The organism is Streptomyces sp. NPDC087845, from assembly GCF_044742755.1.
Taxonomy (GTDB): domain Bacteria; phylum Actinomycetota; class Actinomycetes; order Streptomycetales; family Streptomycetaceae; genus Streptomyces.
Genome location: NZ_JBIUVC010000001.1, coordinates 167,858 through 189,202, shown reverse-complemented (window position 1 = coordinate 189,202; position 21,345 = coordinate 167,858). Strand labels below are relative to the sequence as shown.

Below are 21,345 nucleotides of genomic sequence, written 5' to 3'. Positions count from 1 at the left end.
CTGAGCCTCCTCGTGCCCAGGTCCCGGGACAGGAAAGGCTCCCCCGCCGCGGTGTGCGGTGAAGGGGGAGCCTCGGAGGACCGACCGTCTACCGGATCAGCTCCTGTCCTCGTCGTCCTCGTCCTGTGCGCGAGGTGCGGCGGGCCGGTGCGGGCTGTGCGAGGTGTCCCAGAAGTAGGGAGGCGCCATGTCGTCCTCGCCCGTCTCCTGCCGGTCTTGGTTCCGTTCGCCTGCGCCGCTCTCCGCGGACCCCGGCGTGAACGTGTCCGCGTCGGTATCCGGGTCCGCGGCCGCGTCGGTGAACGGCGCGCCCTCGGGGGCTTGGAAGCGCGGCGACCAGGGCCCGGTGGTGTCCCCCTCGCTCGGAGGCTCACCCCCCGGCCCCTCGTCGGGCGCCGGGAGAAGGGTCCGCCTGATCTCCTCGGCGGCCTCGTCCAGCCCGGCCGCCTCCAGGCTCCGCACCACACGGTGCACGAACACCGTGTACTCATCCATGTCCGGCTTCAGGCCCACCGCCGCCAGCAGCAGGAGCAGCCGATCCGAAACCCCCACTTCCTCCTCGCGGTCGAACGTCCCTCCTCCCTGGGCGTGTCCGTCCCACAGCGGGCCTCCGACGGTTGCTTCGGTCCGCGCGTCCACGGGCGGGACGAGCAGGTGCCGGAAGATCTCGGGCACCTCCTCGTTCTTGGCCGCCGCCGAGATCTGGGCGAGCGGACCGATCATGTCGACTGCCTTCTCGATGTCGTCCTCGTGACGGGCCAGCCACCACACCACGGCGCTGCCCGTGCTCTTGAGCACGTCGTCACCGAGGTAGCCCCGCTTGTTGCGCTCGTGCTGACGCTCGTACTCCCAGAGCTCCTCGTCCTTGCGAAGGTCGTTCAATTTCCGCAGGCGCTCGCGGTCGGCGGGGGCGAGGGTCAGTGTCACATCGGCCGCCAGGGCCTTCACCCGTCCGCTCCGGTCCGGGAGCGGGGCGCCCAGCTCCCCTTCCAGGAGATACCGTGCGAAGCTCGCCCGGCCGGGCTCCTCGTGGCGGACGACCTGCAGGGCCCGGCTGACGACCGAGGAAACGGCGAGGGCTGGGGAGGCGCCGTCGGACCAGTCGGCGTGGTCGGGGGCCGGCCTCCACCACACGGTGGCGGAGAAGAGGAAGTCGTAGCCGTCCGTTGCGCTCGGCAGCGCCGCGTCGACCACCCGAGTCTCCTGGTACGGCTGCTCCGTCGGCGCCGCGGGCGGCTCAGCTTCCTCGGGCTCGTAGGGATCGGCCGACGCGCGGCCACCGCTGAGGACCGTCATCACGAGCAGCAGGGAGCCCGAGGATGTGACCATGGACATGAAGCCCCACAGCCACGCCGACCAGTGCAGGAGGTTTCCGAGCACAGCCGGTGCGAGGCCGCAGAGAGCGACGAAAAGCAGGCTGGGAAAGCGGTGTTTCATCGTGCCTCTTCCGTGGTCCGTGGTCCGGCGCCCGCACGTTTCGCACTCTCCGTGCGGACGTACTGCGCGTTGTCGATGTGCTGCCAGAAGAGGGCGGCGACGGCCGCCCGGGACGGGTGGTGCCTGGGCCCCGCCCAGTCGCAGGCGATGGCGTAGAGGCGGTGCAGAGCGGCCGTGCGGCCGTGTGTCGCCCCGACCATCACGCCCAGCGCCATCTCCCGCGTACTGTCGCCCGCCGCGGCGTTCAGCCAACTGATCACCAGCAGGTTCCAGAGCTCCGTCGGCGGCTGGGAGAAAACCGTCTCCCAGCCCAGGAACAGGTCCGGCCACGGCGGCGGCTCCGGTGCCCGGTCGCTCCTCAACAGTTCAGCGAGCAGCTGGAGATGGAGCTCTGCCCCGCGCGGCTCCCGACGCGTCCGGTCCCGCAGGCGGTCGATCAGTAGCCGGTAGGGCCGACGGTCGCGGCCGGCGAGGTCGAGAAGTACTTCCCGGGCCCCGCGTGCCGCCTCCCCCTTCCGTACGGCGAGGTAATGGAGCCGCACCATCGCCTGATCCGGGTGCGTCGCGCCGAGGCTCTGGAGGCAGGCAGCGGTCAGGACGCGAACGAGACCGTCCGACAAGGGGCCGGACCTCGCGCACTCGTACATCCGTCTGCGGAACCATCCCCCGAACCTCTCGTGGCTGAGACCGAGTTCGAGGGCCGCCACGGCTCGTGGGTCGCAGGACGCCCCGGTCGCGTGGTCCGCCCAGCGGACCACAAGGTCGAAGAGGTGGTCGGGCCGCCCGACGGCCAGGGACCGCTCGCCGAAGCGGACGACGACGTTCACCCGGTCGTCGGTGGTCAGACCGCGGAGCCCGGCGGCACGGCCGATCCAATTCCTGAGGTCGTCGCGCGTCCCGGGGAAGTTCGCCCAGAAGTACGTCCGTACCGCGTCGGCGTAGGCCAGCCGCCCGAAGTGGAGCCGCCCTTCCAGGTCCCGCTCGATCCCGAGCGTCGCCAATCGCTCCCCGAAATCCGTCCGTGCGAGCTCGGTTGTCGTCTCTTCCTCGTGCCTCACCGTCCTCATCAAGCCGTGCCACGCCTCGTAGACGGTGTCGGCGCGGGCCTCCTCGAACACTGCCGCCGCAAGCAGCAGGGCCCGCTCGGGCGCGGTGCGGACCGTGGCCACCTGCCGGCCCACCTCACCGGCACGGTCGGTCACCGCGTGCATCGCTTGGTCGAGCCATCCCGCGAAGTCGACGCCGAACCGGCCGCTGTCGCGAGCAGACCTCACCAGCCCCGCGAGCCGCGCCAGTTCCCGCATGGGGGAGCGTTCGCACAGGCGCTGGAGGTCGTAGCTCCCCAGGTCCGTGGAGTGGAAGGCCATCCGGTCCATACGGAGGTACCGGGTGACGACAGCGATCCCCCGAGGGCGCCCCAGCGCCACCGTGTGCGGTTCGAGCTCCGGCGCGTGGGCGTGCTCCATGCCCGACGGCAGGACGACCACCATGTGGGCCCCCGCCTCCTGGACCTGTGACCGGCGCACGACCAGGAGGCGCTGGGCCTTGGCATACGCCTCCTCGTCGGCGATCCCGGAGAGGTCGAGGAGGAAGCGGTCCCCCTCGCCGGGGGCGAGAGTGGCCTCGTCCTTGTCCGCGGCGGGAAGCTCCTCGAACCGGTCCTCCTCCTGCTCCTCTTCAGCGCCTGCGTCCTCACCGAGCTCGTGCAGCAGCATGATCGCTGCGGCGCGCCGGCCGCTGCCGGGCGCAGCCTCCAGCAGCACCACCGATCCGGGCTTCTCCAGGCAGCCGGCGGCGATGCGATAGCCCACCGGCCGAACGAACCGGTCGGCCAGGCGCACCCGGTCCTCGCGGGGGATCCGGAGGGACTCGACCCCTTTGCGGATCATCCAGTCCGCGCCGACGCCGTAGAAGACGTACTGGTGCCCCTCGCCGTTGTTCACCGGGCCACGCGGATCGTTGACGGTGGCGCGGTCCTGCTCGGTCATCGTCCGTCGTCCGAGCGCCGACGCTCGCGCTCGAAGCGTTGGTGGACCGTACCGCTGTTGTCGCCCGCGGTGAACTGGACCCCGGTGTTGTCGCCCTCGAAGTGGGGAGCGTTGTACTGGTGCCCCCCACCGGTGTTCACGGGCCCCTGCGGTTCGTTGACGAAGGTGCCGGACAGATCTCCGTTGAGGTTTCCGATGCCGCGCACGCGCTGTTCGACGTCGCGCGTCCGCATCCTGGTGTGCCTGGCATCCTTGGCCGATTTCTTGCGGGACTTCGCCTCCGCCCGCTCCCGCGCCGCACGGGCGTCGCGGTCCACCGCACCCAGCTCGGGCAGGAGCCGGGCGAGGGTGTCGCCGAGCGCCGTCAGGTCCGATTCGGCGTTGCGGTGGTCGAACCGCCTGTACTGGCAGTCCGCCAGCTCCAGCAGATCGTCCGGAAGGACGGAGCGGTCGATCCTCGTGGCCTTTCCGACGAGCACGGGGATCACCAGGACCCCGCGGTCGAGCGCGGTCTGGATCTCGCGACGGGTCCAGTCCTGCTCGGCTTCGAGGGCGGGGCGGCCGTCGGCCCCCCGCACCTCTGCCCAGCGCGGGCCGATCACGGCGAGGAGAGCCTCGCACTCCTCCACCGCCCTGACCAGTTCCACCGGGAAACGGCGTCCGGGCTCGATCGAGTTGCTGGCGAAGAAGATCCGCTCGTCGCCGAACCGACGGGCGAGTTCCCGAGCGATCATGGTCGCTGCGGACTCCTCGTCGCCTGTGCGGTAGTTGACGAAGACGTCGGGCATGAAGGTTCCCTTCGTGAAAGGAAGACGGGGTGAACGGGCACGGGGCTGTGGACCGGGGCTCCGGTCCGCCCGGGCCATGAGGTCCCGACCGTGTGGACGGCATGGCGCATCCACGGGAGGGCGTGCGGATGGAGGGGCGCCGCCTGGTGTGTCACTGGTCGCGGGCAGCCCGAAGAAGCCGGGGGCGCGATGCGACGCGTCGAGCGGTGATCAGAGGGTTCCGCCGGGGATCGTGGGATCCGGAGGGCGGAGGTGCCGGGTAGTCCGGCGAGCCGGGCGGCTCTAGTCTGTCGGTCGTGGAGGGGCTGTCAGCCGTGCGCGGGGGCGAGTACGCGTGCCAGCGCGGGCTGCAGATCACGTACGGCGCGGCTGCTCCGGAACCGGGAGAGTTCCCGTGCGAGACGCCGGACGTCGCTGTTCAACGTCGCCGAGGGCACGGCCGGCATCACTCCCAGAAGATCCCCGGCGATCGCGCACGCGTGCTCGACCTCCCCGGAGGCGGCATGAGCCAAGGACCGGCGGAAGCCGTACCGGGCGCGGGTACGCAGCGCGTGCGGCGGGAGGCGGCGGTACTCCCGGTCGAGTACCTCGGCGGCGGCCTTGGGGCGGCCGAGGTCGTGCAGGCACCAGCCAGTCGACATCGCCGCCGGATCGCTCACATGGGAGGTGCCGATCACGGGCTCGGCGCCATTGCGGGCGTCGTCGCTGGCGAGCAGTTCCCGCGCCCTGTCGAGGCTGCGGAGGCAGTCGACTTCGTTGCCGACGAGCGCGTGCCCCTGGGCCTCCCGCTGGGCCGCGAGTCCCCGGATGCGCGGCGGGAGTTCGCTGCTCTGGGCGCGGCGGGCCAGGGCGACGGTGCCAGCGGCGTCCCCGCCGTACATTGTGACCAGGGCGCGTCGCACCAGTGCGTAGGAACCGAGGTACGGGTCACCCCCGGCGCGCGCCAGTTCGGCGGCCTCGCCCGTCCAGCCGAGTGCCGCGTCGCTGTCCCCGGCCTCCTGGGCCATCCAGCCGGTGAACTCCGCGAACCGCGAGGCGAGCCCGAGCGCAGGGGCCCGAGAAACGGACCGGGCGTCGGCGGCCAGCCCGGCGACCATGCGCGTCTGCGTCTCCAGCAGGGGCAGCAGGACCTTGGGCGAGGTGGACTGACCGAGCTTCCGCAGCTGGTCGAACTGCATGCGGAAGGAGGGCAGGAGGGGGTCGTCGGCGGAGGACAGCGCCTGGCTGCCGAGTTTCAGGCCGAGGTCGATCAGCGCTCCCGTACCCGCCGAGAGGACCGCCCGGAGCCCGACGAGCCAGCGGCTCGGACCGGCGGGGGATTCGGCGGTGCCCGAGTCCGAGTCCGTCTCGGGTCGGGTGACCAGGCGCTGCAGCTCGCCGTCCGCGCCGAGGAAGGCGTCGCACCGCCGGGCTAGCTCGGGGGACGCGGAACGCTCCCCGCGCTCGACCTTGCTTATGTGCCCCTTGTCGTAGTTGAGCGCCACGGAGAACTCAGTCAGAGTCAGCCCCACTTCTACTCGTAAACGGCGAAGTTCCGGGCCAAAACGTAAAGTCGTGCTCATCATCAACCTCCCCTTGAACAGTGACCGCGAGAGCCGTCCGCCCTCACGGGAGCCGTCATCCGGCGATCACCGGTCGACACGAAACCCGACGGCGAATACCTGGCGTGACGGCTTCGTTCCGGTCCGCATCCGAAAGTGAGTCGGGCGCGACGCGCGCCTGGAGAATCGGGGTTCGGCGGTGTTGCCCGTTGCCTCTTTCATTCTCCGTTGTTTCCCGTCCGTTTCTTGGAGCGACCGGGGTCGACCGTGATCGGTACATGGCGATCGAGAATGACAGGATCACGGGCGGGGGCCAGTCGTTCACGAAGTCGCAGCGCTCGTCGATCCAGGTGGGGGCGACGAAGATGTTGTCGCCGGCGGGAGCGTCGGAGGCTTCCAGCAGGGGCCAGGTGCGGGACTCTTCGACCAGGTGCTCCCAGGGCTCAGTCCAGTCGAGTTCCCAGTCCAGGCCAGTGCCGGAGACGCCGTACGTGCGGCCGGCGTCCACCTGCCAGAACTGGGAGTGGAGGATCACTTGGGCGTGGTCGGCCAGGTCGTTGATGGATGGGGGAGACCTTGTTCGCCCCGCCATCCATGGTGGGCCACCGAAACTGGATGGCGTCGTCCTCCCAGAAGCAGCCAGGGTGGATGGCGTACGCGCCGGGCATCTCGTCCAGGACGAGACGCCCGCAGCAGGGACAGGGGTAGCGGTCGCTCACCTGCGCAGTCTCGTTGCAGGCCCTGCGGGTGCGCCATGGATTTCTCTGCCGCGGCGCCCCCGGCCAGTCCGCAGTCAGTCCGCAGGACACTCGTAAACAGCCATCGGGACCCAACGCTGTCAACTGAGAAATGGTTGGTCAGAGCCCTGGCCGGGACTCCGCCGCAGGTCAGGATCAGACCGCAGACATTCCGCTTCAACGTGTAGCGGGCGCGATACGGTACGTCACTGATCTGGCAAAAAAGCAGGTCAGAAGGGGCCCGGCTCTTCTGAGTCGGGCCCCTGGTTTTTCCCCGTTCGATCCATCAGGTCACAAGGTGAAGTAAGATTCAATCTACGTAAGAATCTATCTACGTTAATTGTCCCCAGAGGTGCGTCGTGGAGTTTCAAGGTCGGGCCGGAGATCTTGAGCTGCTGGCTGAGCAGTACCGGACAGTGGCAGAGGGGGGTGGAGCCACTCGGGGGCGGGCTGTGATCATGACGGGACGGCGCCGAGTAGGGAAGTCGCGACTGGTCCAGGAGTTCTGCGACCGCTCGGGAGCGCCGTACGTGGTGTTTCAGGCCACCCGTGGGCGCAACCCTGTGACGGAGCGCGCCGACTTTGCCGCGACGCTCGCGCAGTCGCTACTGCCTGGGGCGGAGCTGGTCGCCGGCCTCCAGGCGCAGGACTGGAACCAGGCCCTGCGCTCGCTGGCGCTCGCGGTACCCGATGACTCACCCAGCATCGCGGTGATCGACGAGGTGCCCTGGCTGGTCGAGCAGGATCAGGAATTCGAGGGCGCACTCCAGACTGTCTGGGACCGTCACTTGTCCTCCAAACCCGTGCTTCTGCTGCTGGTTGGCAGCGATACGTCGGTGATGGAGGCACTGCAGTCGTACGGACGCCCGTTCTTCGGCCGGGCAGCGAAAATGACCGTCCACCCCCTGAACCTGGCCGACGTACAGGCCATGACCGAACTCGATGCCGCAGGGGCCGTCGACGCTCAGTTGATCACTGGCGGATTCCCCGAGATCGTGCAGTCGTGGCGGCCGGGAATGGGGCGTACGGACTTCCTGCAGGCTTCGGTCGCCAATCCTCTCTCGCCCCTGCTGGTGGCCGGCGAGCTGTCCCTGCTGGGCGAATTCCCCGAGGCTTCGCACTCACGGGCCGTACTGGAAGCGGTTGGCAGCGGTGAGCGCACGTTCAGTGCAATCGCAGCCCAGGCCGGTGGCGCCAGCGCTCTGCCGTCCGGCACGCTCTCCCCGCTGCTGGCCATGCTGCAGGCCAAGCGAGTCCTGGCTGCTGATCTCCCCCTGTCGGTCAAGCCGGACAGCAAGAACAAGCGTTACCGGATCGCCGACCCGTATCTGCGGTTCTGGCTGGCGTTCCTGGCACGCGCGATCCCGCTCATCGAGCGAGGCCGCGGTGACTTGGCACTGGAACGCATCGAGCGGTCATGGACCAGTTGGCGCGGGCGAGCGGTCGAGCCACTGATCCGCGAGTCCTTGCTGCGCCTGATGCCCAATGACGAGTGGCCCGAGACCGAGGCCATCGGCGGTTGGTGGAACCGTCAGAACAACCCCGAGATCGACCTCATCGGTGCGGACCGCGAGCCGGTGGCCCGGCAGGTGTCCTTCGTCGGGTCGGTCAAGTGGCTGGAGACCCAGCCCTTCGGCCGTCATGAGTACGACGCCTTGGTGCGCGACATGCTCGCCGTCCCCGGTACCGCCCCGGATACTCCACTGGTCGCGGTCTCCCGCTGCGGGGTGACCGATGATCTGCCGCTCACCGCGCACTGGGGGCCGGAGGACCTCGTACGGGCGTGGCAGCCCCGATAGCCGCGAAGTCCGGGATCTCTCACGTCGTGAGTGATCCGGTGGAGCCCCGCACAGGAGCATCGTCAGCAATGCGCTCCGGCTCGCACCTTGCGAGATGAGCGCAGCGACGAGGTCTACCTCGGCCGGATCGGCCCCACTGCCTCAACACCCGTATCTTGAGGACCGTCGGCACCAGAACGCGCCCTCCATGCGCTCTGGTCACGGCCGGGATCTGAGGTACGGACCCAGGTCTGCCTCCCGCGTCCCGGGTCCCGTGGAAGCGGAGACCGGACGCCCGCAACTCGCGCGCAGTCAGTTCCTGGTCGCCATGACCCGTGCCCGCGGCCTTCTTCCTGGGGAGTGTGGGCCTGCCCGGGAGGGGGGCGCACTCGGTGTCGATCCGTCGGCAGGCCGTGGCGTGGCGGGGCGATGCCCGCGGCAGTCCCGGCCGTGGTGGTGGCTACGGCGTGGGGATGATGCCTCCGTCCAGCGCGCCGTGGCGGATGCGCCGTGTCAGGGCGAGCTGTTCGCGCAGCAGGCCGGGCGGCGACCCGAAGGGCCAGCTGAGGCGTTCAAGACCCTGGACGCGCTGGTTGAACGGTGGATTGCACAGCACGAAATCGGCCATGCCGTTGCCCAGGCTCCGGAACAGCGACCCGGGATCGGCAGGGTCCCCGGTGTGCCGGGGAGCCGTGGTCGTCGCTGCGGCCTCTGCCGGGGGTGAGACCGCGGGGGCCGTACCCCGTGCCTGTTCCGTCGTGGATCGGGAACAGGGCGGGGCGGACGGGTGCGAGGGCCCCGTCGGGCGGGCGTCGGGGCGACGGGGGCTCCGCGCAGGGTGTCTTCCGGCACGGGAGCGGCTTCGGCGCGATGGGCTCCGCGTGTGGTGTCCTCCGGCACGGGGGCTTCGGCGCGACAGGGGCTCCGGCGCGTGGGCTTCGGTTGTCGCGGGGCCGGTCGTCTGTTGGCGGGGCGCGGCAAATCGTCTCGGGAGCGGTCAGTCGATGAGGCCGAGCCGCCGTCCGCCGCGGTCGTGGAGTCGTCTGAGGAAGGCGAGCACCCCGGCGGAGCCGCCGGCCCAAGTGGCGCTCGATCCGGTCAGTTCGGTGTTGGGGAACGCGGGACGGGACCGGGTGCCGCCGCTGCGGCTCAGGATGATCATCGCGACGGTCTCGGCGGCGTCCCAGAACTCCTCGGAGTCGGACGCGCGCGCGACGTCCACCATCAGGTCGCCGGCTCCCGACAGCCCGCAGCACTGCGTGACCAGCGGCATGCGTGGTGCCAGTGCGGCGCAGGTGCGTGCGGCCCGCTCCGCGAGGACGAGGTACTCGGGTTCGCCGAGGCGGTCGGCGGCCCGGACGAGTACGGCCCCGATTCCGGCGAGGCCACGGCACCAAGAGCCGTAGCGGCGTGTGGCTCGCGGCTCGGTCGCCGCCGCGATGATGCCCGGTGTGACGGCGGCGAGGCGCGCACATGCCTCCCTGGACCTGGTGATCGCGGCGGGGTCCCCCGTCGCACTGCCGTATTCGAGCAGGAAGTACGCGACCCCCGCCTCGCCGTGCGCGAGCCCCTCACGCAGTGCGGCGCCGCCGATCGTGTCGGAGCCCGTGGGCGTCAGCCGGGCGGCGCCGGACGCCCACATCCGGTCGCACGCGGCGGCGATGGCGAGGTGCCGGTCGGCGGCGTGGCGGTTTCCCGCTTCGAGGGCGTGCCGGGCAAGCAGCAGCCGGCCGACGCCGATTCCGGCGGCGCCCTCGATCAGGTCCGCTTCCGGCAGTCCGCCGTCCGGCGTCCGGGGCGGCAGGACGGGGTGGTCGGGCTGCCCGTCCGCCGCTGCCGCACCCGCCTCCGCGAGGAAGAGCTCGACGCCGGTGCGGCCCGAGTAGAAGCCCGGCGACACGCTCCTGGACTGTTCCGCGGTCCACCGCGCCAGCGCATCGACGGTCTCCCGCACCCGGGGCCGGTACGTATGGCGGAGAAGTTCGAGTCCGAGCCCCGAGCTTCCGCCGTAGACATCGATCGGCGTCGGGATGTTCAAGCGGGCGGCGAGCACCGGGTCCACGATCCTGCGCGCCTCGTCGACACAGAACGCGGTCGTGTGCTCGATGATCTCCTGGAGCAGGCCGTCGTCGAGGCGGTGCCGCCGAGGCCGCCGAAGTGTTCCGGATACGCCGGGCACCCCGGTGCGGAGCCGGTCGGCGCCGGCGGTTCGCACGGCCGCGTCGAAGCTCATCAGGCTGGTGATCGACGACCGGATCTCCCGGTGGGCATCGCCGGGCAGCGCCCACGCCAGGCCGTCGAGGGTCCGATCCCGGTTCACCCCGGCGTCGGCGTCGACGATCACCGGGTCCAGGCCGGTGGCAGCGAAGAACAGGGTCGCGCCCAGCGCGTAGTAGTCGTCGGCGGGTGCGGCCGGTCCGGATGCGCGCAGAACCGGCGCGCTGTAGCCGGGGGTCGCCCCCCTCGGGCCGGCGCCGTCCAGCTCGCTGATGCCGAAGTCGATCACGTGGCACCGGCCCGTGTCGTCGAGGACCACGTTGTTGGGCTTGAGATCGCGGACGACCACGCCTCGGCCGTGGATCTCGTCCACTATGCGCAGGAGCCGGGTGGCGAGAGAGGACAGAGCGCGCGACGGCCGGGCGTCGTCGTCCCGGTAGGGACCGTTCTCCTGCACATCCCGACGCAGGTCCCGATCGCCGCAACTGCTCATCACCAGGTACTCGTCCGCGTGATGCCGGAAGTAGTCCAGCCCGCGGGGCACACCTGCGACGGAGTCGAGTGCGGCCAGGATCGTGCGTTCATTGCGCAGCCGGTCCCGGGTGTCCGCACCGGACTCGTCCTCGGCCACGAAGGCCCTCGCCTGCTTGACCACCACGGACCGTCCGCAGGACCGGTCGACCGCGCGGTAGACGTTCCCCTGCGGTTTGCGCACGATGCCGGCGGTGACCGTGTAGCGTCCGCCGCCGAAACCGGGCGACGGCGGCCTGGTGTCGTGCCGGGGTTCGATCGCGAAGGGATCCTCGGCCCAGGGCGGGCATCGGTACGAACCGTCGGCCAGTCCGTCGAAGATCCGGCCGTCCGGTCCCGTCATGACCGACTCCAGCCGTCCGCTCCGGCCGGTCCGGTAGTCGCCCGTGAAGGGCCCGTAGCGGTAGTAGACGGGGGAGTGCGGATCGACCCGCCGGTCACTGACGACCTGCGGACCTTCCCGGCCACGCAGCGCGGCGACGAGGTCCCCGGCGATCTCGACGACGGTGCCGGGCAGGGGATAGACCGTGACCGCCTTCCCGACGGCGCCCGCGCTCGGCACCCCGGAATTGATGGCGCGCAGCGTCTCCGGGTCCTTGGCGAACTTCGCGTGGCAGACGTGCCGCTGAAGCACCGTCAGGACGAGGGCGGTCACGTCCTCCAGATCGCCGGGACGAGCCGATATATGTAGTTTCCAGCCGTGGTCCACCGCCGGCATCCGCGGATCGTTCAGGTACGACCAGGTGCCGTCGGACCATCCGCTGCGGCCGGCGGTGGACTCGGCCACCGCTACGAGTTCATATCGCAGGCGAAGCGGGTGGTGGCGGTGACCCAGGGATCGGAGAGACACGCCGTGTGCTCGCGGTCGCTGCGGTCGTCGTCCTCGAACACGATCGCCTCGTCATCGACTTCCAGCGGTCCCGCGTCGCGGAATTCGTCGACCTTCGGGAGTTCCAGCATGGCTACGGGCATGTGACGCCTCCGTGTCTCGTCGAGCATTCGCTTATGGCGCGGGCCTGCCGGTCAGACCGGCAGGCCCGCTGAGTCAAGGTTCTGGTCCACGAAGGTAGGCAGAATCGATCGGGGTGACAAGGGGTCGGATGACGCCGTCTCCGGCCGCCGGTCACGGGGTGCCGGTTCGCGCGGAAGAGCTGCCTCGCCGCCGGTGCCCGAAGCGGTCGCGGCCGGGAGCGTCGTCACCTGGGTGCGTCCGGGGCGACGGCACGACGACGGTCCCGGAGGTGGGGGAGCCGTGCCGGGCTCGGCTCTCCCCCCACCTCCGGGCGAGCCGTGCCGGGCTCCGCGCGGCTGCGGAACCGGGTCGCCCCGCAACTTTGCGAACCCGGGCGGCCCGTGGACAATCGCGGCCATGAGTGAAGAGTCGATACGGAACTACCTGGCCTCGGTCGAGAGCCGACTGGCGGCGGACGGCTGCGCCCCGCGTTGGGAGGACTGGGCCGGAGTTCCGGTCCTCGTCGGGCGGCGGGCCGACTTCCGGATGCGGTGGGCGGCCACCAATCTGCATCTGTTCACCGTGGCCGCCGCCGTGCCCGAGGTCACCGTGCCGGTGATCGACACGTTCACGACTCAAGTGCTCGCGTATGCCAAGAAGAACAAGGGCGGCCTGCCCGTCGGGATGCAGACCGGTGTGGCGTCCTTCCCCGTGCTGGTCAGTGACCGGATCGATCCGGCCGCGATGGCGTGGGCCGAGGAGAAGCAGCGCAACCAGTTCGCCTGCTTCGCGCGGCCGGTCGTCGTCGACAGTGTGCAGGGCTACGTAGGCATGTACCGGGGGAAGCCGGCCCTGGGGCGGGCCTACGCCTCTCACCTGATCGAGAAGGGGGCCCGCTACTTCCAGCCGCAGGGCTGAGCCGCCGGGTTCAGGGGTGCCGGCCGGTCATCCGGCGGCGCGCGGCGGTTCGACGCGGCCGAGCCACGTGGTCAGGAGCCCCTCCAGCCGCGCCGCCTCCTCCGGCGACAGGGCGTCGAGGAGGTGGCGTTCGTTGCGCATGTGCTCGACGAAGGCCCGGTCGATCAGCTCCCGTCCCGCATGGGTGAGTGCGACCACCCGGCCCCGGCCGTCGCCGGCCGAGCGGCGGCGGGTGACGAGGCCGTCCCGTTCCAGACGGTCGATCCGCTTGGTCATCGCCCCCGTGGTGACCATGGTGTGCGACGCCAGCTCCCCGGGGGCCCGTTCGAACGGCTCTCCCGCGCGGCGCAGCGCCGCCAGCACATCGAACTCGCCCTCGCTCAGGCCGAACCGCCGGTAGACCACACAGAGCTGTTCCGTGAGCATTCCGGCCAGGCGGTGGAGCCGGCCGATCACCCCCAGAGGGCTCACGTCGACGTCCGGTCGTTCCCGGGCCCACTCGGCCTGGATGCGGGCGATGTGGTCGAGCGGTGAGGGAACGGGCGCAGGGGTGGGCCCGGTGGTGTCGGGGTGCATGGGTTCACTTTAGCTTCCGTGGAAGGAATAATGGCTTCCATGGAAGCTACTTTGCGGTGGGTCCTGATCACGGCGATCGCACCCGTTGCCTGGGGCACGAACTACTTCGTCACCCACGCGTATCTGCCCGCCGACCACCCCCTGTACGGGGCCGCGATCAGGGCCCTGCCCGCCGGGCTGCTGCTCCTGGCCGTACGCCGGGAACGGCCGCGCGGCCCCTGGTGGTGGAAGTCCCTGGTCCTCGGCGCCCTCAACATGGGCGGGTTCTTCGCCCTCGTCTACGTAGCCGCTCAGCTGCTCCCGACCAGCACCGCCTCGACGGTCATGGCGACCTCGCCGATGGTGATGATGCTGATCGCCTGGGCGCTGCTCGCCGAGCGCCCGCGCCTGCTGCCGCTGGCCGGTGCCGCCGTCGGGCTCGGCGGGGTGTGTCTCATGCTGCTCACCGGGACGGCGGCGATCGAGGTGCGCGGCGTGCTCGCCTCGGTCGCCGCGATGCTCATGTCGTCCCTCGGTTACGTCCTGGCCAAGCGGTGGGGCGCCGAGGTCGACGTGCTCGCCTCGACCGCCTGGCAACTGATCGCGGGAGGGCTTCTGCTGCTGCCCCTCGCCGTCCTCGTGGAGGGCGCGCCGCCCGCACTCGACGGACCGGCCGTCCTCGGGTTCGGCTACGTCACCGTGGTGGCGACCGCGCTCGCCTTCGCCGCCTGGTTCGCGGGCCTGCGCCACCTGCCCGCCGCCACGGTCGGCCTGGTCGGCCTGCTCAACCCGGTGACGGGCGTACTGCTCGGCACCGCCATCGCCGGTGAATCGCTCACCCTCAGGCAGCTCTGCGGGCTGGCCCTCGTCCTGGCCGGAATCCTCCTCGGACGGCCGGTGGCCGGGCGGCGGATGCGCGGTGCGCCCGCGATCAAGGCTGCGCGACCCTCAATTCCCGTACGCCCACCGGCTTGTGAGCGTCCTCCGAAGTGACCGTCAGGCGCACCCGCCGCGCCACCGCCCCCGACCGGTACGGCTGCCAGTCCGTGCCGTTCACCGATGTCTCCAGGCGGTACGAGGAGAAGCGGGCGTCCGTCCACTCCGGCTCGATCGAGGTCACCGGGGCGGCGCGGCCCAGGTCCACCGTCAGCGCGCCCGTCGCGCCGTCCGGGGACCAGGCCGTGGCCGTGCTGCCGTCCACCGCCGCGGCGGCGTACAGGCCGGGGGTCTCGGAGGTCGCCGTCACCGGACGGCAGCGGGCGGCGTTCGTCGTCCGGGCGAGGTCGGGGCGGCGGGTGGCGAGGGCGAGCGTGCCGGTGAGGAGGCGGGGGCCGGTGGGGGTGTGGACGGTGAACGGGGCACCGGAGGTCAACCGGACCGTCGTCGTCAGGGGGCCGATCGCGAGGTCGAACGTGCGGCCCCGGTAGTGCAGTCCCGTCAGCGTGACGCCGTCGCCCAGCTGCGGCGGCAGCAGCGGATCGAGGCGCACCCCGTCCTCCCGCAGCCGAAGGCCCGTCAGACCGTGCGTGAAGACCTGGAGGAATCCGCCCTTCCCGGTGAGGAAGTCCTGGGCGGGGGAGCCCGACAGCGGGTCCTGCGCGCCCGCTTTCGCACCCCGGGCCTCACTGAACAGGGCGTACGGGCCGCGCATGAACGGGCGCACGGCCCGCTGGAGATAGGTGTACGTGGCGCAGCCGGCCTCCCCGATCGCGGCCGCGTCGATCGCATGGACCGAGTCCGTCATCGCCGGGCCGTCCGGATCGGTGCGTTCGGCGTAGTAGTCGAGCGTGGCCGCCCGGGCGCCCGGCTCCATCGGCCATTCGAGCGGGTAGATCAGCAGCACCGCGTCGGCCTGCTTGATCGTCGAGCCGTTGTAGCCCGCGTACTGGAGGAAGAGTTTCCGCTTCGGGTCGTACGGGATGCGCAGACCGTCCGCGACCCGCGTCCACGCGGCCGGTGCCGGACGGCCGAGCAGCTGTGCCGCCCGGGTGGCGTTGCGCAGGGCGGTGGCCGCCACCGCGTTGGTGAAGACGCCGTCGGTGACGCCGTTGCTGTACTCGTCGGGGCCCGCGACGTCCTTCACCGAGTAGCTGCCGTCGCCGTTCGCGGTCGCCCGCGAGACCCAGAAGTCGGCGATCCCCCGGAGCAGCGGCCACCCGCGCCCGGCCAGCCACGCGCGGTCCCCGGTCGCCAGGTAGTACTGCCAGACGGCCAGCGACACATCGCCCTGGAGGTGGTTCTGGGTGAGGCAGTGCGGCGGGTTCCAGCTCTGGCACTCGGACCACAGGTCGCCCTTGCTCGCGCTCGTCCATGGGTAGAACAGGCCCCGGAACCCCAGCTTCTGGGCGTTGGCGCGGGCGGCTCCGCGCGTGCGGTAGCGGTACTCGACGACCGAACGGGCCAGCTCCGGGCGGGTGACGAGCAGCCCCGGGTACATCCAGATCTCGGCGTCCCAGAACACCAGGCCCGCGTAGTTGTCGCTGGTCAGCCCGGTCGGGGCGATGCTGTCGCGGGACCCGGTCCGGGTGGAGGCGAGCAGGCCGTACTGCGCCGACCGCAGCCACTTCTGCAGCTCGGGACTGCCCGGTACGGAGATGTCGGCCGCCCAGGCCCGCCGCCAGGCGGCGGCGTTCGCGGCGAGGACTCCGGACCAGCCGCGCCGGGCCGCGCGCCGGGACGCCTCACGGGCGGTGGTGCGCGGGGCGGACGAGGTGAGCGCGGTGTCGACTCCGACGTACTTCTCGAAGGTGTACGTGCGCCCGGCCCGTACCTGGGGCGCGGTGCGCAGGTGGGGCGCGGTGCGGGCCGGGAGCGTGGGGCGGGCCGGGCCTGCGGTGCGTGGCCGGTCCGTGCCGGGGGCCGGTTCCGGTCCGCCGCTGCGCAGTGTCTGGACGATCGCGCCCGCCGTCCCGGTGCCCTGCGTGCGGAACGTTCCGTCGGCGTTCAGCGTGATCCGGCGTGCGCCCCGCGGGTCGAGGCGGCCGGTGACGGTCGCCGTACCGTTCCAGTGCGGTGTCATGCGCAGTCGTACGGCGCCGGTGTGCACATCGGACCGGTCGGTGAGCACCTCGTACACCAGGTCGGTCGCGCGCCCGTCGGCCGTGGTCCAGCGCAGTGACGTACGTACCAGGCCGCAGCGCAGGAACACCGTCTGGCGGTAGTGCGAGATCCGGCCCGGGGGCGTGCCGGAGCCGAAGGTCTCCTCGCCGACGCGTACGTCCAGGGTCGTCCAGCTCGGCAGAGCGGCGATCACCTCGCGGCCGTCGGCGAGGTCCTTGTCGCGGCCGAACAGGCCGGAGACGAAGGCGCCGTCGTAGCGCGGGGTGAACAGCGGCCAGCCGGTCTTCCCGCCCGGCGCGGCGTATCCGGCGCCCGTGGCGGGCACGCGGTGGGCCAGATATCCGTTTCCGGTATAGGGGGCGTATCCGTCGGCCCCGCCGAACCGGGTGGAGGCCGGCGCCCAGGCGGGGTCGGTGTCCCGGCCGCAGGAGGTGGACGTGGGCGGGCGGGGAGTGGCCGCGTAGGAGAGGGACGGCAGCGGCGCGATCAGGGCGCCCGCGACCAGGGACGTCAGGGACGTGAGGAGACAGACGCGCGAGAGGCTCACCGTACGAAGGTATGGAGGTGCGCACCGAGCGGCGGTGCACGGCGCGCGGCGCCCGGGTGAACGGCCGACGGGCCGGCCGACCCGCTTGCGGCCGACCCGCGTCCGGTCGGCCCTCAGCCGGCGAGGCCCGTTTTGAGGCCCGCGCCGCAGAGGGGGACGACGACGCTCCGGTCCGTCCAGCCGCCGACCGCGGCCCAGCAGGCGACGCCCGTCGTCTCCACGTAGAACCCGCGGGCGGCCAGGTCCAGCTGTGCCGTGCGGATCTGATCCTCGGTCACCGTGAGGAAGGTGCCGCCCGATTCCCGTACCGCGGCCAGGATGGCTCGGGCACGCGGCGGGCGGGGGATGGCGATGCCCTCGGCGAGAGTGGGGGCGGCGGAGCCGGCCGGGGCGTCGAGCAGTTCGTCCGCGTCCGCGCGGAAGGCGGCGGCCAGTGGCGACACGGCCTCGGCCTGTACGGCGATCAGTGCCGGGCGCCGGTCGATCAGCCCCTGGGCGTGGAGCTCGGCGGTGGCCAGGGCCGCGCCGAGAAGAAGGGTGCCGTTGCCGACCGGTACGGCGATGGCCTCCGGGAGTCGGCCGCCGAGGTCCTCCCACATCTCGTACACGTAGGTCTTCGTGCCGTGCAGGAAGTACGGGTTGTAGACGTGCGAGGCGTAGAAGGTGCCGGGGGTGTCGGCGGCGGTACGGGCGGCCAGCGCGGTGGCCTCACGGTCGCCGGGGACGATCTCCAGGCGGGCGCCGTGGGCCCGGATCTGCTCGGTCTTCTTCGGTGACGTGCCCTCGGGGACGTAGACCGTGCAGGGGAGCGAGGCCCGGGCGCAGTACGCGGCGACGGCCGTGCCCGCGTTGCCGCTGCTGTCCGCGACGACGCGCTCCGGCGAGAGGCGGTGGGCCAGTTCGGCGAGCATCACGGCGCCGCGGTCCTTGAAGGAGAGCGTCGGCATCAGGAAGTCGAGCTTGGCCGACACCGTGCCGGTGAGCGGGACGAGCGGGGTGCGGCCCTCGCCGAGCGTGGTCGCGGGCGCGGCGAGCGGCAGCACCTCTTCGTAACGCCACAGTGAATTGACCCGGCCGGGCAGGGCGTTGAGCGAGAGCGGCCCGGCGATCTCGAAGTCGAGGTCCCAGGGGCCGCGGCAGACCGGGCAGCACCAGGTGAGGGCGGTGGTTCGGGCACGGGTGCCGTCCCGCGGGCAGAGATACATGACCATGCCCGTCAGCATGTCAGGCGTGTGGTGGCCGAGTGGTGATGGTAAGGCACATCTCAACGTTCCCTTGTGGGATTCCCATGAAACGGTCAATTTTTCGCCGTCGTCCGTGTCTCCGTCGAGCCCCGGCCGCAGTGCGGAAGGCCCGTCAGATGGAGAGGGGGCGTCGGTCCGGGGCAAAGAGGCAAAGGGGCAAAGGGCGCAAGGAGGTGGGGAGGTGGGGAAGCGGGGAGGGTTCGGGGAGGAGGGGTGCGGCCCTCGCGTCGGTCGGCCGCGCGCCATGCGTGAGGTCATGACGAATCATCACTTCGAGTGAAACTGTGGCCTGTACTTGCGGACAACAACCGACGGTCGTCAGGCTGTTGCAGACTGTCAACCTGTTGGGAGAGGCCTGTGACTTTCGGTGAGCAGCCCGCCTATCTGCGTGTTGCAAGCGATCTGAGAGAGAAGATCGTCAACGGTTCGCTGCCGCCGCGTACGCGCCTGCCCTCGCAGGCGCGCATTCGCGAGGAGTACGGAGTCTCGGACACCGTCGCGCTGGAGGCGCGCAAGGTGTTGATGGCCGAGGGCCTGGTCGAGGGGCGTTCCGGATCCGGTACGTATGTGCGCGAGCGCCCGGTCCCGCGCCGGATCGCCCGCTCCGGCTACCGGTCCGGGGCCGGGGCCAGCCCGTTCCGTCAGGAGCAGACGGCGGAGGGGGTGCGCGGAACGTGGGAGTCCCGCAGTGAGCAGGAGGATGCGAGCGGCGAGATCGCCGAGCGCCTCGGTATCGAACCGGGCGACCGGGTGATGCGTACGAGATACACCTTCCGGGAGGCCGGGGAGCCGATGATGCTCTCCACTTCCTGGGAGCCGCTCGCCGTGACGGGGCGTACACCGGTGATGCTGCCGGAGGAGGGGCCGCTGGGCGGCTGCGGGGTGGTCGAGCGGATGGCCGCGATCGACATCGTCGTGGACAACGTGGCCGAGCAGGTCGGTGCGCGCCCGGGGCTGGCGGAGGAGCTCCTGGCGCTCGGTGGCGTTCCGGGGCATGTGGTGATGGTGATCGAGCGTACGTACTACGCGTCGGGTCGCGCGGTCGAGACGGCGGACGTGGTGGTGCCCGCCGATCGCTTCCGGATCGCCTACCACCTTCCGGTCCGGTGACCGGTACGCGGGGAGCACCGCCCTGTGCCTGTGCCTGTGCCTGTGCCTGTGGGGGTGGCGGTGGCGGTGGCGGTGACGATGGGGCGACGCCCGGCCGGGTGCCATGACGGACGGGCCGTCGCCGACTGTCATGGCTTGTCATGTCCCGCTCCTAAGGGGGGCGCATCCAGTCGGGTGCGCCCCCCTTTTCGTGGCCGGATCGGTATCTCTTTGTGTAATTACGTATCCGTTGAGTGAAGGTCAGGCGTAGGGTCCGGCATATGCGTACTGCGGTTTCCTGGGGATCCTTAGAGACGTGCATGCCGTTCGAGGGAGGGGCGCAATGCTGGGGAGGGGCGCAATGACCGACAGCGGTGCCGAGCTCCCGTGGCTGGTGATAAGAGAGGACGACAACGGCAATCGCTACCGCGTCGGCAGGTATGCCACGCAGAGCGAGGCCCAGAAGATCGCCGACAAGCTCGATGCCCATGGCCACAAGCAGCTCTACTGGGTGGAGCGCATCGGACAGCGCACCCGGCCGTAGCGCACTTGTACGGCGCCTGAGGGGCTCGTGCGGCGTCCGCGGGGCTCGTAGGGCGTCCGCGGGGAGTGGCCCGGGGAGTTACGCTCCGGCTCATGAATGATCGCGTGGTGGTGGCCGGAGCCGTCTACGACCGGGGCCGCCTGCTGGCCGCCCGCCGCAGCGCCCCGCCCGGGCTGGCCGGCCGGTGGGAGCTGCCGGGCGGGAAGCTGGAGCCGGGGGAGAGCGACGAGCAGGCGCTCGTACGGGAACTCCGTGAGGAACTCGGTGTGGAGACGGAGCCGTTGGAGCGCATCCCGGGTGAGTGGCCGCTGAAACCCGGGTACGTGCTCCGGGTGTGGGCGGCCCGTCTGGTGTCCGGGGTGCCCGCGCCGCTCCAGGACCATGACGAGCTGCGCTGGATCGGGCCCGGCGAGAGCGGCACGGTCGACTGGCTGGATCAGGACCTGCCCGCGGTCGCGGAGGCGATGCGCCGCCTGTCGGACGGCGTGCCCCGCTGAGCTGAGGCGTACCGGTCAGGCGGCGGCCTGCCCTGCCGACGGGCGTCGGGTGGAGCCTGCGTGTCCGTGCGCCTGCCGACGCGTGCGCCTGTCGGTCCGTGCGCCTGTCGAAGGGCGCCTGTCGGTCCGTGCGCCTGTCGGTCCGTGCGCCTGTCGAAGGGCGCCTGTTCGGTGGGGGAGTCCGCCGGCCCGTGGCCCTGCCGACGGGTGCCTGTCGGTTTCCGGGCCGCTTCTCCCATCGGTCGAAGCCCGCCGGTCCGTGTTCCCGCCGACGGCGCGCCCCTCCGGTGCCGAGCGCCGCCGGTGTGGGTTTCTGCGGCGCGCACATGTGGCCTCGTGCGCCCCTCTCCCTGTGTACAACTGTTCGTGCGCGCGGCCATACACCCGTACGCCCCACGTGTCGATCGCGGCGGTAGTTCGCCCTGAATATCGGGTATGTGCTGATTAACCCCCGTAAAACAGGACGTCCTCCGTTGCTGGTCTTGGGAAGTGGTCGGCGTGATCGACAGCGAAGGCGACTGCGCCGAGTGGACCTTTCCGGCTGTGCCTGGCGCGGTGCGCTCCGCGCGGCACGCCGTCCATGAGGCGCTGCGCGGCTGGGGGCTGGACGACGCCGTGGGGGAGGTGGCAGTTCTGCTGGTCAGCGAGCTGGTCACCAATTCCATGCAGTACACATCGGGCCCCATCGGAGTACGGTTGCAACGCCCTCATCCCAACGGTGACGGCCCCGCCGCGCACCCCGGGCTGCTCGTGGAAGTCTCCGATCCGCTTCCGGATCCGCCCACCGAACGTATGGCGGGACCCGACGACGAGGGCGGCAGAGGGCTGCAGCTGGTGGCCTGTTCCGCGCGCCGCTGGGGGACAAGGCGCGGAAAGACCGGCAAGGCGGTGTGGTTCGAGCTGGCCCTGCCTGGTTAGGAGT

19 protein-coding genes are annotated in these 21,345 nt (G+C 71.1%); 7 read left to right on the top strand and 12 right to left on the bottom strand.

The features are described 5' to 3' along the window. Positions 1–96: 96 nt before the first annotated feature. From ACIOMQ_RS00815 to ACIOMQ_RS00790, 6 genes are all read right to left on the bottom strand, one after another. On the bottom strand, positions 97–1,437 hold the full coding sequence (locus tag ACIOMQ_RS00815) for a hypothetical protein (protein ID WP_402187409.1): 1,341 nt from the start codon (positions 1,435–1,437) through the stop codon (positions 97–99). After that, complete coding sequence (locus ACIOMQ_RS00810) at positions 1,434–3,425, bottom strand: hypothetical protein (protein WP_402187406.1); 1,992 nt, start codon at positions 3,423–3,425, stop codon at positions 1,434–1,436. Before ACIOMQ_RS00810 ends, ACIOMQ_RS00815 begins: the two co-directional genes overlap by 4 nt. Continuing rightward, positions 3,422–4,213, bottom strand: coding sequence for a toll/interleukin-1 receptor domain-containing protein (locus ACIOMQ_RS00805; RefSeq protein ID WP_072483967.1), 792 nt, complete (start codon positions 4,211–4,213; stop codon positions 3,422–3,424). Before ACIOMQ_RS00805 ends, ACIOMQ_RS00810 begins: the two co-directional genes overlap by 4 nt. 308 nt (positions 4,214–4,521) lie before the next feature. Then, positions 4,522–5,775 (bottom strand): helix-turn-helix domain-containing protein, encoded by a 1,254-nt coding sequence (locus tag ACIOMQ_RS00800; RefSeq protein ID WP_402187403.1) that lies wholly within the window; start codon positions 5,773–5,775, stop codon positions 4,522–4,524. A gap of 55 nt (positions 5,776–5,830) precedes the next feature. Beyond that, on the bottom strand, positions 5,831–6,289 hold the full coding sequence (locus ACIOMQ_RS00795; protein WP_402187401.1) for a hypothetical protein: 459 nt from the start codon (positions 6,287–6,289) through the stop codon (positions 5,831–5,833). Then, positions 6,198–6,422: a CPCC family cysteine-rich protein gene (locus tag ACIOMQ_RS00790; protein ID WP_402187914.1), complete on the bottom strand. Its 225-nt coding sequence runs from the start codon at positions 6,420–6,422 to the stop codon at positions 6,198–6,200. Before ACIOMQ_RS00790 ends, ACIOMQ_RS00795 begins: the two co-directional genes overlap by 92 nt. 428 nt (positions 6,423–6,850) lie before the next feature. Here ACIOMQ_RS00790 and ACIOMQ_RS00785 point away from each other — a divergent pair, with 428 nt between their 5' ends. Further along, positions 6,851–8,290, top strand: coding sequence for an ATP-binding protein (locus tag ACIOMQ_RS00785; RefSeq protein WP_401261307.1), 1,440 nt, complete (start codon positions 6,851–6,853; stop codon positions 8,288–8,290). 439 nt (positions 8,291–8,729) lie between these two features. Here ACIOMQ_RS00785 and ACIOMQ_RS00780 read toward each other — a convergent pair whose 3' ends face one another. From ACIOMQ_RS00780 to ACIOMQ_RS00770, 3 genes are all read right to left on the bottom strand, one after another. After that, the gene (locus ACIOMQ_RS00780; protein ID WP_362200261.1) at positions 8,730–8,897 is read right to left on the bottom strand and encodes a hypothetical protein; all 168 of its coding nucleotides are present in this window, start codon (positions 8,895–8,897) and stop codon (positions 8,730–8,732) included. Positions 8,898–9,266: 369 nt separating this feature from the next. Beyond that, positions 9,267–11,804, bottom strand: coding sequence for a class IV lanthionine synthetase LanL (gene lanL / locus ACIOMQ_RS00775; protein WP_402187397.1), 2,538 nt, complete (start codon positions 11,802–11,804; stop codon positions 9,267–9,269). Between the two features lie 2 nt (positions 11,805–11,806). Beyond that, entirely contained in the window at positions 11,807–11,989 is a 183-nt protein-coding gene (locus ACIOMQ_RS00770) for an SflA family class IV lanthipeptide (RefSeq protein WP_362200267.1), read from the bottom strand. 397 nt (positions 11,990–12,386) lie between these two features. Between ACIOMQ_RS00770 and ACIOMQ_RS00765 the strand changes: the two genes are divergently transcribed. Continuing rightward, positions 12,387–12,887: a levansucrase gene (locus ACIOMQ_RS00765; protein WP_362200270.1), complete on the top strand. Its 501-nt coding sequence runs from the start codon at positions 12,387–12,389 to the stop codon at positions 12,885–12,887. 27 nt (positions 12,888–12,914) lie between these two features. Here ACIOMQ_RS00765 and ACIOMQ_RS00760 read toward each other — a convergent pair whose 3' ends face one another. Continuing rightward, a complete protein-coding gene (locus ACIOMQ_RS00760; RefSeq protein WP_402187394.1) occupies positions 12,915–13,463 on the bottom strand; it encodes a MarR family winged helix-turn-helix transcriptional regulator in 549 nt (182 codons plus the stop codon). Between the two features lie 39 nt (positions 13,464–13,502). Here ACIOMQ_RS00760 and ACIOMQ_RS00755 point away from each other — a divergent pair, with 39 nt between their 5' ends. Beyond that, positions 13,503–14,435, top strand: coding sequence for an EamA family transporter (locus tag ACIOMQ_RS00755; RefSeq protein WP_362200276.1), 933 nt, complete (start codon positions 13,503–13,505; stop codon positions 14,433–14,435). Here ACIOMQ_RS00755 and ACIOMQ_RS00750 read toward each other — a convergent pair. Together ACIOMQ_RS00750 and ACIOMQ_RS00745 are read right to left on the bottom strand one after the other, a co-directional pair. Beyond that, positions 14,374–17,049, bottom strand: coding sequence for a discoidin domain-containing protein (locus tag ACIOMQ_RS00750; RefSeq protein ID WP_402187392.1), 2,676 nt, complete (start codon positions 17,047–17,049; stop codon positions 14,374–14,376). The two genes, ACIOMQ_RS00755 and ACIOMQ_RS00750, sit on opposite strands and share 62 nt — an antisense overlap. A 113-nt stretch (positions 17,050–17,162) precedes the next feature. Beyond that, on the bottom strand, positions 17,163–18,260 hold the full coding sequence (locus ACIOMQ_RS00745) for a threonine synthase (RefSeq protein WP_401261296.1): 1,098 nt from the start codon (positions 18,258–18,260) through the stop codon (positions 17,163–17,165). A 390-nt stretch (positions 18,261–18,650) separates the two neighbouring features. Here ACIOMQ_RS00745 and ACIOMQ_RS00740 point away from each other — a divergent pair, with 390 nt between their 5' ends. From ACIOMQ_RS00740 to ACIOMQ_RS00725, 4 genes are all read left to right on the top strand, one after another. Then, positions 18,651–19,403, top strand: a complete 753-nt coding sequence (locus tag ACIOMQ_RS00740) for a GntR family transcriptional regulator (protein ID WP_362200286.1) — start codon at positions 18,651–18,653, stop codon at positions 19,401–19,403. A 340-nt stretch (positions 19,404–19,743) separates the two neighbouring features. After that, entirely contained in the window at positions 19,744–19,926 is a 183-nt protein-coding gene (locus ACIOMQ_RS00735; protein WP_362200289.1) for an SPOR domain-containing protein, read from the top strand. Between the two features lie 92 nt (positions 19,927–20,018). Beyond that, positions 20,019–20,423, top strand: a complete 405-nt coding sequence (locus ACIOMQ_RS00730; protein ID WP_402187390.1) for a (deoxy)nucleoside triphosphate pyrophosphohydrolase — start codon at positions 20,019–20,021, stop codon at positions 20,421–20,423. 489 nt (positions 20,424–20,912) lie between these two features. After that, entirely contained in the window at positions 20,913–21,341 is a 429-nt protein-coding gene (locus ACIOMQ_RS00725) for an ATP-binding protein (RefSeq protein WP_362200295.1), read from the top strand. Positions 21,342–21,345 lie beyond the last annotated feature (4 nt).

What these genes read in the sequence shown, in the direction of transcription:
- ACIOMQ_RS00815 (WP_402187409.1), bottom strand. Translation starts at nt 1,437, where the DNA reads ATGAAACACCGCTTTCCCAGCCTGCTTTTCGTCGCTCTCTGCGGCCTC.
- ACIOMQ_RS00810 (WP_402187406.1), bottom strand. Translation starts at nt 3,425, where the DNA reads ATGACCGAGCAGGACCGCGCCACCGTCAACGATCCGCGTGGCCCGGTG.
- ACIOMQ_RS00805 (WP_072483967.1), bottom strand. Translation starts at nt 4,213, where the DNA reads ATGCCCGACGTCTTCGTCAACTACCGCACAGGCGACGAGGAGTCCGCA.
- ACIOMQ_RS00800 (WP_402187403.1), bottom strand. Translation starts at nt 5,775, where the DNA reads ATGAGCACGACTTTACGTTTTGGCCCGGAACTTCGCCGTTTACGAGTA.
- ACIOMQ_RS00790 (WP_402187914.1), bottom strand. Translation starts at nt 6,422, where the DNA reads ATGCCCGGCGCGTACGCCATCCACCCTGGCTGCTTCTGGGAGGACGAC.
- ACIOMQ_RS00780 (WP_362200261.1), bottom strand. Translation starts at nt 8,897, where the DNA reads ATGGCCGATTTCGTGCTGTGCAATCCACCGTTCAACCAGCGCGTCCAG.
- ACIOMQ_RS00770 (WP_362200267.1), bottom strand. Translation starts at nt 11,989, where the DNA reads ATGCCCGTAGCCATGCTGGAACTCCCGAAGGTCGACGAATTCCGCGAC.
- ACIOMQ_RS00765 (WP_362200270.1), top strand. Translation starts at nt 12,387, where the DNA reads ATGAGTGAAGAGTCGATACGGAACTACCTGGCCTCGGTCGAGAGCCGA.
- ACIOMQ_RS00760 (WP_402187394.1), bottom strand. Translation starts at nt 13,463, where the DNA reads ATGCACCCCGACACCACCGGGCCCACCCCTGCGCCCGTTCCCTCACCG.
- ACIOMQ_RS00755 (WP_362200276.1), top strand. Translation starts at nt 13,503, where the DNA reads ATGGAAGCTACTTTGCGGTGGGTCCTGATCACGGCGATCGCACCCGTT.
- ACIOMQ_RS00745 (WP_401261296.1), bottom strand. Translation starts at nt 18,260, where the DNA reads ATGGTCATGTATCTCTGCCCGCGGGACGGCACCCGTGCCCGAACCACC.
- ACIOMQ_RS00735 (WP_362200289.1), top strand. Translation starts at nt 19,744, where the DNA reads ATGACCGACAGCGGTGCCGAGCTCCCGTGGCTGGTGATAAGAGAGGAC.
- ACIOMQ_RS00730 (WP_402187390.1), top strand. Translation starts at nt 20,019, where the DNA reads ATGAATGATCGCGTGGTGGTGGCCGGAGCCGTCTACGACCGGGGCCGC.